Source organism: Mycobacterium lehmannii, assembly GCF_002245535.1.
In the GTDB taxonomy this organism is placed as follows: Bacteria; Actinomycetota; Actinomycetes; order Mycobacteriales; family Mycobacteriaceae; genus Mycobacterium; species Mycobacterium lehmannii.
The window spans coordinates 1-8,914 of sequence record NZ_NKCN01000052.1; the positions used below are offsets into that span (position 1 = coordinate 1).

Annotated in this window: 10 protein-coding genes; 3 read left to right on the plus strand and 7 right to left on the minus strand. The window is 64.6% G+C overall.

The window, feature by feature from the left end:
* The first annotated feature begins 586 nt into the window (after window positions 1-586).
* Together CEX87_RS26545 and CEX87_RS26550 are read left to right on the plus strand one after the other, a co-directional pair.
* Entirely contained in the window at window positions 587-1,015 is a 429-nt protein-coding gene (locus tag CEX87_RS26545; protein ID WP_233151541.1) for an N-acetylmuramoyl-L-alanine amidase, read from the plus strand.
* Between the two features lie 628 nt (window positions 1,016-1,643).
* Window positions 1,644-2,201, plus strand: coding sequence for a hypothetical protein (locus CEX87_RS26550; protein WP_233151542.1), 558 nt, complete (start codon window positions 1,644-1,646; stop codon window positions 2,199-2,201).
* Here CEX87_RS26550 and CEX87_RS26555 read toward each other — a convergent pair.
* From CEX87_RS26555 to pcaH, 6 genes are read right to left on the minus strand one after another with little or no spacing between them, the layout of a single operon-like run.
* Window positions 2,157-2,840, minus strand: coding sequence for a 3-oxoacid CoA-transferase subunit B (locus CEX87_RS26555; protein ID WP_094289828.1), 684 nt, complete (start codon window positions 2,838-2,840; stop codon window positions 2,157-2,159). The two genes, CEX87_RS26550 and CEX87_RS26555, sit on opposite strands and share 45 nt — an antisense overlap.
* The gene (locus CEX87_RS26560) at window positions 2,837-3,532 is read right to left on the minus strand and encodes a 3-oxoacid CoA-transferase subunit A (protein WP_094289830.1); all 696 of its coding nucleotides are present in this window, start codon (window positions 3,530-3,532) and stop codon (window positions 2,837-2,839) included. Before CEX87_RS26560 ends, CEX87_RS26555 begins: the two co-directional genes overlap by 4 nt.
* Complete coding sequence (gene pcaDC, locus CEX87_RS26565) at window positions 3,529-4,704, minus strand: bifunctional 3-oxoadipate enol-lactonase/4-carboxymuconolactone decarboxylase PcaDC (protein WP_094289832.1); 1,176 nt, start codon at window positions 4,702-4,704, stop codon at window positions 3,529-3,531. The genes CEX87_RS26560 and pcaDC overlap by 4 nt, the downstream gene beginning before the upstream one ends.
* Window positions 4,701-5,900, minus strand: coding sequence for a 3-carboxy-cis,cis-muconate cycloisomerase (pcaB, locus tag CEX87_RS26570; RefSeq protein ID WP_094289834.1), 1,200 nt, complete (start codon window positions 5,898-5,900; stop codon window positions 4,701-4,703). Before pcaB ends, pcaDC begins: the two co-directional genes overlap by 4 nt.
* Window positions 5,897-6,460 (minus strand): protocatechuate 3,4-dioxygenase subunit alpha, encoded by a 564-nt coding sequence (pcaG, locus tag CEX87_RS26575; RefSeq protein WP_094289836.1) that lies wholly within the window; start codon window positions 6,458-6,460, stop codon window positions 5,897-5,899. Before pcaG ends, pcaB begins: the two co-directional genes overlap by 4 nt.
* Window positions 6,460-7,248, minus strand: a complete 789-nt coding sequence (gene pcaH, locus CEX87_RS26580) for a protocatechuate 3,4-dioxygenase subunit beta (protein WP_094289838.1) — start codon at window positions 7,246-7,248, stop codon at window positions 6,460-6,462. Before pcaH ends, pcaG begins: the two co-directional genes overlap by 1 nt.
* A gap of 71 nt (window positions 7,249-7,319) precedes the next feature.
* Between pcaH and CEX87_RS26585 the strand changes: the two genes are divergently transcribed.
* On the plus strand, window positions 7,320-8,069 hold the full coding sequence (locus tag CEX87_RS26585) for an IclR family transcriptional regulator (RefSeq protein WP_094289840.1): 750 nt from the start codon (window positions 7,320-7,322) through the stop codon (window positions 8,067-8,069).
* A gap of 114 nt (window positions 8,070-8,183) precedes the next feature.
* Here the strand turns inward: CEX87_RS26585 and CEX87_RS26590 are convergent, their stop codons facing one another.
* Entirely contained in the window at window positions 8,184-8,606 is a 423-nt protein-coding gene (locus tag CEX87_RS26590; protein WP_094289842.1) for a MarR family winged helix-turn-helix transcriptional regulator, read from the minus strand.
* Between the last annotated feature and the right edge of the window lie 308 nt (window positions 8,607-8,914).

An 8,914-nucleotide genomic window follows, 5' to 3' on the forward strand; every position in this document is an offset into this window, starting at 1 on the left:
GTCAGGCCCCCGCCACCACCACCGCCGCCCGCACCGTCAACCCCTATCGAGAATTTCAAGCTCTGCCCATCGGGGTTGAGTGGGGCTGCTTCCGATGACACTAGTTGCGCTTTCGCGGACAACGTCCGTACGGCTTGGTATTCGACCCCAGGGTCCACAGTGCTGGCCTACAGCCCGGTCACCCACCAGTCGTACTTGATGACCTGCGCTCCTGCGACTACGGACGTGTGGGCAGAAGCCAAGCGTTGTGTGGGCACAAATGCCCACGGAACACTGCTGGTCGTTTACATTGACTGAGGTCAGCCGCCGCAGGCTGCTGAAACTGGCTGGCACTGCTGGACTGGCCGCCAGCGCCAGCGCATGTGCTCTCTGGGACCACCCGACGCCGCCGAATACCGAGAGCCTGCCTCCGGCGCCGACACCCGCGGCGAGTCCAACGACCAGCTCAGCGACGAACCTGCCAGCGACGCCGATGACTTCCACCGCCCCGACAACTTCCCCGGCTTCTGGCGTCATGTTGTGCCGGGATGCGTGGCGCGCACAACGCGCGCGCCCCGGCGGAACGCCTCAGCCAACGCTCAACAGCATGACGATTCACCACACCGCTGCATTCCTTGGCGACAACCGAAACGCGCCAGCCCGGCTTCGTCAGCACCAGCAATATCATCAGGACACACAAGGCTGGATCGACATCGCCTATCACGCCAGCGTCGATCGCAAGGGAAACATCTACCGGCTTCGTGATCCTCACCTAGTGGGCAACACGGCAACGAGCTACGACCCGACTGGCCATTTCCTCGTTGTCTGCGAGGGCAATTTCGACGAAGAGGATGTCACAGAGGAACAACTCAATGGGGCTGCTCTTGTATTGACCTGGGCCTCACAACAATTCGGAATCCCGCCCGAGACACTATCTGGCCACCGCGACCAGAGCACGACACCGCATGCCCAGGCGCGAGCCTCTACATGCACGTCGCCAACGGTGACCTCAGACAGCGCGTCGAAGATTTGGTGACCGAAGGACCTGTGGACCTCACCGAGATCTGCGGATCTGAAGCCGCCCAGATCGTCGCGAACATAGAAGCCGGCCTTCCTTGACCGCCGGGGCTTTTTTTTGAGCGTTCGGGAATCGCACCCGCCGGTCCACCAGGAGTTATGCCATCAACCTTTAGGACGTTCCATCCGTCCGCTAACGGACGCGGATGCTTGCCACGAAGCAAGGATTACACCCGTATCTTGACGAGAATCTTGACGCAAAAAAGGCCCAGATCGGAGATCGACGCTCTGACCTGGGCCCTTCTGGTGGAGCTGCCGGGAATCGAACCCGCCCCAGAAATTGCTCTGACCGGCGAGGATGTCGAATTCGCGTACGCGAAACGACATGAAAGCGCGCGAAGTCACCTGGGAAAACAGGGCAGGTGTTGATGGCATCAACACGAGCATTGCCCGTTTGAGGCGTCCCGCAAGATGTGTTGCGGACCGCCTGCGAACTGTCCCCGTTCCGTGGCCGCCGTTCAGTAGTGAATAGGCCGTGACGACGTTCGTCCCATCTACACCTGTGGCGTCCGATGAACGCACAACCCAACCTCCGGCGTCAGTATTGCTTCGACGGCCGGATCGGCTTGGTTCAACGCGATAGGTCAATGCGCCGCTCAGCCGCCTACGGCTTTCTCGCCGACCTCGGTGGCTGGCTGACCTTCGCAGCGATGATGACAACGACGCTGATCCTGTCCGAGACCACCATTGACAATCTGCATTTCCTGTTCGGTCGTAGCCCCGACCTCTGGGCGACCGGCCTGATCATCGTCAGCGCTGCGATCGTCATCGTCGCCAACTTCGCGCTGGTCTATATCCGTACCAAGAATCTGCGCAAATCGTTGGCCGATACGTCCGAGCCGACGCGCCTGGCGCTGCGTTCGATAACGGTCGCCACCGTGACGACGCTTGGCCTGGCGATCATCGCCTCCTGGTTGGCCGTCAGCCTGGCCCGATTCCCGCAGACGTGGTTGACGGAGCCGAACATCGGCTTCGCCGTCTTCGTCGTGATCCTCACGTACATGCTGCCGACGGTCGTCGCAACCGCGATCTGCTACTCGGTCGCGAGCACCGACCAACGTGCTCGCAATCCGGGGCTGGCCAGTGCGCCTACCGTCTCGCTAGTGCAGCGGCACCGACATTCTGTCGCTGAGCTCACGAAGTGACAGCCCGAACGTCTCCAGCACGCGCACCCCGCAGTCATCCGCAGAGTCGATCGCAAAGATCGCATGATCGGTGTAGACGCGGCTGACGCATCTGACGCCGGTGAGCGGATACGTGCACTCCGGCACCAGCTTGGCCGAGCCGTCTTTGGCGAACAGGTTCATCATGACGAACACGCTTTTCGCGCCGATGGCGAGATCCATGGCTCCGCCAACCGCGGGAATCGAGTCGGGGGCGCCGGTGTGCCAGTTGGCCAGATCGCCACGCTGACTGACCTGGAATGCACCGAGGACGCAGACGTCGAGATGACCGCCGCGCATCATCGCGAACGAGTCCGCATGGTGAAAGTACGATGCGCCGGGCGTCTCGGTGACGGGCACCTTCCCCGCATTCGTCAGATCCCCGTCGATCTCGTCGCCCACCGCTTCGCCACCCATGCCGAGCATGCCGTTCTCGGTGTGTAGCACCACATCTGCTTCCGGAGACAGGTAGTCCGCGACGGTCGTCGGTTGGCCGATTCCCAGATTGACGTACGAACCAGGCGGAATGTCGCGAGCGATGATGGCTGCCAGTTCTCGACGGTCCAGTGGATCGCGGCCGAGGTGTTCGACAGTGCTGCGAGTGGGGACATGCAGCGTCACGACGCCACCTCCGTCATGTGTTGGGCAGCCGACAGATCGAGAATTCGGTCAACGAATATTCCAGGCGTGACCACGATTTCGGGATCAATGCCACCCGCGTCGACCACGCGAGACACTTCGGCGATGGTGAGTACCGCCGCGGTCGCCATCACCGGACCGAAGTTGCGGGCGGTCTTGCGGTATAAGAGGTTCCCCGCCCGGTCGCCGATATGGGCGCCGATGAGCGCGACATCGCCCCGGATCGGATACTCCAGCACGTAGGTCCGACCGTCGATCGTTCGCGTCTCCTTGCCTTCCGCGAGGGGGGTGCCGACAGCTGTCGGACAGAAGAACGCGCCGATACCTGCACCCGCCGCCCTGATCCGTTCGGCCAGATTTCCCTGCGGCACCACCTCGAGCACGATCTTGCCCGCGCGGTACAGCTCGTCGAACACGTACGAATCGGCCTGTCGCGGAAACGAACAGATGACCTTGGTGACGCGACCGGCCGCGAGCAACGCGGCCAGGCCGGTGTCACCATTGCCCGCGTTGTTGCTGACGATGGTGAGATCAGTGGCGCCCTGCTCGATCAGCGCGTCGATGAGCACGGTCGGCATGCCCGCCATCCCGAATCCGCCCACGAGAACCGTTGAACCATTCTCGATTCCGGCGACTGCCTGTCGTGCGGTGTCGCAGATCTCCGTGCGGCTCACGGCCTCTCCCCCATGTCGTCGTCGAAGTCGGGTAGGACGTCAGCGGCAATCCGGAATGCCGTGTTGGCATCCGGGACTCCGCAATAGATGGCGGTCTGCATCAAGAGTTCCTTGATCTCGTCGTTCGACAACCCGTTGCGACGGGCGGCCAGCAGGTGCATCTCGAGTTCTTCGTGGTGCCCACGCGCCACCAGGGCGGTGAGCGTGATCAGCGACCGGCTACGACGGTCCAGTCCCGGGCGCGTCCAGATTGCGCCCCAGGCATATTCAGTGATGAACCGCTGAAAGTCAGCGGTGAAATCGGTGGTCGCCGCGATAGCCCGCTCCACGTGCGCGTCACCGAGGACATCACGGCGAACCGCGAGGCCGCCGGCATACACCTCGTCGATGGTCTTCGGCGAACCCGTCGATGCGTGTTCGGCAATCAGCGCCGCGACCCGAGCGGGGACCTCGGCGGGCGCCAGGTGCCCCACGCCGTCGAGCACGACCAGCCGTCCGTCCTTGACGCCGGTGGCGATGCGCTGCAAATGATCCGGCGGCGTGGCGATGTCCTGGCTCCCTGCGACCGCGAGCACCGGTGTGGTGATCTCGTGCAGCCGGTCGACGACGTCGAATTCGGCCAGCGCCTCACACACCCGGGCATACGAGTCCGAGTCGGTGGACCGCAGGGCTTCCAGAAGTGCTGAGCTGACGACCGGCTCACGGTCGGCGAAGCCCTCGGGGAACCAGCGCTGCGCTGCGGCGGCCACCATGGTTTCGGTTCCGCCCGACCGCACGATCGCAGCCCGTTCCCGCCATGCGTCCGGCGTACCGATCGCCGCGCCGGTACACAGCAGGGTGGCCGACGCAATCCGGTGCGGAGCGTCGAGCAACAGTTGCAGCCCGACGCAGCCACCTACCGAATCGCCTGCGTAATGGAATGTCTCGCTGGTGAACTCGTCCGCCAGTGCCACCACTGCCGCCGCCAATTCGGCGATGGTGAACGCGTCCGCGGTGTCGCCGCGACCGTGTCCCGGCAGGTCCCAACCGACCACACGCAACGTTTGACTCAGATGTGCGGCGGCGGCACTCCAAAAGGTGGCGGCACTGGTGCCCAGTGACGGCCCGAGGAGAAGCAGAGGGGCGGTGTCCGCTCCCCCGAACTCTGTGCCGACGATGCGCGGAATACTCACGGCACGTCCTTGAGGTAGTGACCGGCCCGTTGCAGTGTGGCGTCGACGAGTTGCTCGACCGCTCCGAGGTATTCAGCACTCGCAGGGTGTCCGGTCAGATCCGTCATCGTCTTCTGCTCGGATAGCACGCCATCGGCGGCTTCCAGGTTTGCGCGGGCGCGCTCCACATCGATCTGCAACCCGGCCAGCAGCTCCGTCGCGTGCGCCGCGGCGACGACGGTGTGTCGCGCCAGCGTCCGCAGGGCGGCCCATTCGGCATGCCATGCACCGTCGGAGCGTTCGTCAACCGACATCGCCGATGCGGTGTGCAGTGTGGCGGCGAGCGGCGCCGCGGTGATCGCGGTGCGGCGCAGCAGCACCGAGCGCACCGGATTGCTCTTGTGCGGCATGGTCGACGAACTCCCGCCGCCTGCCTCGGCGAACTCGCCGATCTCGGGCCGGCTGCCCGTGGCGACATCGGCGGCGATGTACCCCCATGCGTCACAACAGGAAACCAGGGCATCGCCGATTCTCGTGATGCTGGATCGCGTAGTGTGCCACGGAGGCGCGGGAGCAAGACCGAGGGCGACGGCCAACGAGTCACTCAAGCTGATCGCACCCTCCACCGAGCCGCTCAGCTCGACGGCCGCAGCGAGGGTGCCCGCCGCACCCCCGGCTTGAACCGACAATCGTAATTCGGTCAGCGGCTCAGCAGCGTCCAGCACCGCCGACAACCACCGCGCCACTTTCACACCAACGGTGCTCGGCAACGCGGCCTGCGTGAGCGTCCTCGCGAGCATCGTTGCGCCTGAATGCGTTTCAGCAAGCCGCGACAGCGCCCGCACCTGGCGGGCGAGTTCCTTGCGGAGGCAGTCGACGGCGTCTCGGACACACACCATCAGTGCGGTGTCGACGACATCCTGACTCGTCAAGCCGCGATGGAGCCACTCCGCGGTCGGCTGGGCCGTTCGGATGCGCAGCAGGGCAACCAATCCGATGACCGGATTGCCATCGGCATCGGCGCCGCGGGCGATCGCCTCGAGGTCACTGTCGGCCAAGTACTCTGCGAGATCGGCCAACGCCTCCTCAGGCGCAATCCCGGCACCGACGAGCACGTCCAGCCAGGCCTGCTCGACTGCGACCATCGCCGCAAGGAAGGCACGATCGCTCATCAGATCATCGGCACGGTGATCCCCCGGCCAGAACAGGTCCGTCATGGCCGATGCCCCGGATAGCTGAGGAAAACCGTCTCGTCGTCTCCGGCTTGAAGCCTGATGTCGAACCGCAGGCCAGCCGCCTCGCGCGTCGCGATCAGCGTCTGACGGCGCTGCGCGGGAAGCGAATTCAGCAGCAGATCGTCGGCCAGTTGCTCACACGGGACGTAGGCCCGGGTGAACAGCCGGTTCAGCAGCCCGCGGGCGAAGACAGTGATGAGAAAGAACGGTGCGGCGCCAGAACGCGTGGGACCTGGCGACACCGTAGAGAAGCTGTAGTGACCCGCGTCGTCGGTGGCGGCACGGCCCCATCCAGTGAAAGTCCAGCCGTCGCGACGCAGCGAGCCGGTGGCGGTGGGTATCACGCCGTCGGCGTCGGCCTGCCAGATCTCGAGCAGCGCATCCGGAACCGGCTTGCCCGCCCCGTCCGTGACGACGCCGTGAAACTGGATCGCACCGGGTGAGCCGGGCGGCACGAGATCACTGTCGCGGTCGAACGGCAGCGCGTACCCGAAGAACGGCCCGACGGTCTGGCCGGGCGTGGCGATCAGCAGCGTGGACATCAGTGGTCGGCTCCTTCGTCGACAGGGATTCGGTTGGCACCGGACAGCACGATGTCCCAGCGGTACCCGGTCGCCCATTCGTGGGCGGTAACGTCATGGTCGTAGCTGGCGACCAGCCGGTCTCGCGCCTTCTGGTCGGTGATGGACTGGTAGATCGGGTCGAGAGCGAACAGCGGATCACCGGGGAAGTACATCTGAGTGATCATGCGTTGCGTGAATTCGGTTCCGAACAAAGAGAAATGGATGTGCGCGGGCCGCCACGCGTTGCGATGGTTCTTCCACGGGTAGGGCCCGGGTTTGATGGTGGTGAACCGGTAGTAGCCGTCGTCGTCGGTGAGGCAGCGCCCGACGCCGGTGAAGTTCGGGTCGATCGGCGACGGATGCTGGTCACGCTTGTGGATGTAGCGACCGCCCGCGTTGGCCTGCCAGATCTCCACCAGCTGCCGACGCACCGCCCGACCGTCACCGTCGACGATCCGCCCGGTCACGACCATGCGTTCCCCGATCGGTGCGCCCGTGTGTTGGATCGTCAGGTCGGACTCGAGCGGATGGACGTCGCGCTCGCCGAAGCATGGCGTCCACAACTCGACGCCTTCGGGATCGGCGTGGTGCAGATCCTTGGTCGGGTGGCGCAACAGGCTGCTCCGATACGGCGCGTAGTCCAGCCGCGGTTGCGTCTCTTCCACACCCGACCGCAGGTAGGCCGACTCGATCGCGCCGATCTCGCCGCTGACCTCAGCCTGACTTGCCGAAGCGCTGTCCGAGTTGATGGCGGGCGTTGCTGTCATGCGGTGCACGGTATCGGCTCCTGGGAAGTGCAGTGAAGGCTAGAATTTCGCTCAGCGGAAGGATGCAGACAATGGCAGGTAACACGTCGACCCCCGGAGCGACGGTCACAAGTCGTTTGCTGGCCATCGTCGGCGCGTTCGACGAACGGCACCGCAGCCTGGCGCTGTCCGAGCTTGCCCATCGCGCCGGCCTGCCGGTTCCCACCACGCATCGACTGGCCGGCGAACTGGTTGCCGGACACGCGCTGCAGCGACGAAACGACGGTCGTTTCGAGGTGGGCAGACTGTTGTGGGATGCGGGACTGCTCGCACCCGTCGAAGGCAGATTGCGCCAGGTTGCCGAGCCATATCTGCATGACATCTACGCGGCGACGACGGCCACGGTACACCTTGCGATCCGCGAGGGCACCGAGGTGCTCTATCTCGAGCGGATGATGGGCAGCACCTCGGTCCCCATCGTCAGCAGCGTCGGGAGCAAACTGCCCATGCACTGCACCGGAGTCGGCAAGGTCCTGCTTGCCTACGCACCGGACGAGATTCAGGAGCGTGTGTTTGCCAACCTGATCCGCGTCACGCCGTACACGATCGTGGCCCGGCCGGTGCTTGCCGCCCAGATCGATCGGGTTCGGCGAGACGGAGTGGCGACCACGAGCGAGGAGATGTCGCTCGGCGCGTGTTCGCTGGCGGTGCCCGTGGTGCGGTCGTGCGACGACACCGTGGCCGCAGCGATCGGGGTGGTCGTGCCAAGCCTCAAACGCGATCGCCAGAGACTGCTCGGTGCCCTGCAAGTCGCGGCGCGCGGCATCGGCCGCTCGCTGTAACCGACAGGGCACCATGGCCGAGCCCTCAGTGGTCGACGATTTAGTCGCTCTTTGCAGTTGCCCGCCCGGCACCACGGTGAACCCTCGGACAGGCCGGCAGACAGTTCAGGATGTTTACCCCCGGCCGAGCGTGGCGAGTAGCTTCAGCAGGTCACGCCGGTCCTGTTCGCCGAACTCGGCAAGAACACGGCTCTCGGCCGCGCGCACACCGGAATCGGTCCGCTTGAGCAGCTCGGCGCCCTTAAATGACAACTCGATGGGCTGTGATCGCCCTGACGGCACTACGGCGGCCCGCGCCACTAAGCTGCGTTTCTGCAACCCCCGCACCACCCTATTCATCGCTTGTGGGGACACCTTCATACCGCGCGCCAACTGCGCATTGGACATGCTGGGCGATTGCGACAACAACCGCATGCATAGATACTGAGGAAAGGACAAACCCAGTGGCGCGAGCACTGTGACCGTCACCTCGCTACGCAGCGCCGAAGCTAAGCGGTGCAGTAGGTAGCCCAGCGGCTGGGTTTCAACCCGTGACACGGATCAGGTCACCGGTAGCAGACAAATCGCAAATCCCGTGGCAACGTTCGACAGGGGCGGGCCCGCATTCCAGTGCGCCCAAAGCCAGGAGATCACCCTGCAACGTTCCGGTGTCGATTGAGTCCGCGACGTGACCGACGCTTACCGGTTTTGCCGCCAAGACCTGCGCTGCCGTGCTGACTGAACCGCCCTGGTTCTGCCGGAGGCTCGATCTATTGGATTGCGACCAGGGGCTGGTCGCTCCGTTGGGCATCGTAGAACGTGGCCTCGAACTCGGTCGGAGGGACGTCGTCGAGGTAGCTGTGTAG